Origin of the sequence: Vibrio sp. 1S139 (assembly GCF_041439475.1) — a bacterium.
Classification (GTDB): Bacteria; Pseudomonadota; Gammaproteobacteria; order Enterobacterales; family Vibrionaceae; genus Vibrio; species Vibrio crassostreae_C.
The window spans coordinates 1-1,021 of sequence record NZ_JBGOOD010000169.1 but is presented as its reverse complement, the minus strand read 5'-3'; the positions used below and the strand labels follow the sequence as shown (position 1 = coordinate 1,021).

Sequence of the window (1,021 nt, the reverse complement as noted above, 5' to 3'; positions counted from 1 at the left end):
TTCCTAATTTCATGCGGCAACTTGTTATGCGAGCAATAGCTCAATTTGCTCGCCAGCAGAATGTCGGTCTACCAAATAAGCTCGACACCTTTGATGATGTACTGCTTCAAGATGGCAGCTCTTTCCACATCCATCGTGACCTGGCGGATGTTTATCCGAGTCGATTTAAACGTAACCCTGCAGCGGTTGAATGTCATATGACAATGTCGTTGAAAAGCTTTTCTCCAGTCGCGATGAACATCAGCGCTGATACGGCATCAGAAAGAGATTTTTTACCTGAGCCCAAAACGATGAACAACAAATTGCTGTTAGCTGACGCAGGGTATCCTGATTTCCACTTCTTTCGAGAGCTTGAACAGCATGGCGGATTCTATATTGTCCGAGGTGCTAAGTCTCTGAACCCTATGATTATTGAGGCAAGGAACGGCAAGGGGCGACTGCTGCCTAAGCTAGAAGGGAAGAAGCTGAAAGACATTACTCGAGGTACCAACCGTTCGCAGGTCCTTGACCTAAAAGTCCGTCGAGGTAAACAAGAGTTTAGAGTCGTGCGACGATGGTTTGCTGAAGAAAAACGATTCTGCATTTGGATAACTAACTTACCTTCAGACACCTTTACTGCCGATGACATCATGGCGATCTACCGCTGTCGATGGCAGGTGGAACTGCTTTTTAAAGAGTTAAAGTCTCACACCAACTGGCAACGATTTGTCACCGCACAAAAGGCCATCGTTGATGGGCTCATCTGGGCCAGTTTACTTGCGCTGATCATTAGGCGTAGTATTGCGCTTCAGATAATGCCATCGGTCTCATTGTTTAAAGCGGCAAAAAATGTGGATGTCTGGCTGTTACCAATATTTGAATGTATCAGTCACGGCGCATGGTCAGAAATCAGCAATAAAATCGAATGGGCTACCAGTTATATATCAAGGAACGCTCAAAAGTCCGCGCAGAGGAAGTCTAAAGAAAACATTACGTTAGACGGAATTTACGCTGAGCTTAGTGCTTAAGGTTCTGTCTATGA

At 45.3% G+C, this 1,021-nt stretch carries 1 protein-coding gene; it reads left to right on the top strand.

The features are described 5' to 3' along the window. Nucleotides 1–1,007, top strand: a 1,007-nt coding sequence (locus ACED46_RS21965) for an IS4 family transposase (protein ID WP_371722460.1), incomplete at its 5' end; no start/stop codon positions are given. Nucleotides 1,008–1,021: the final 14 nt, after the last annotated feature.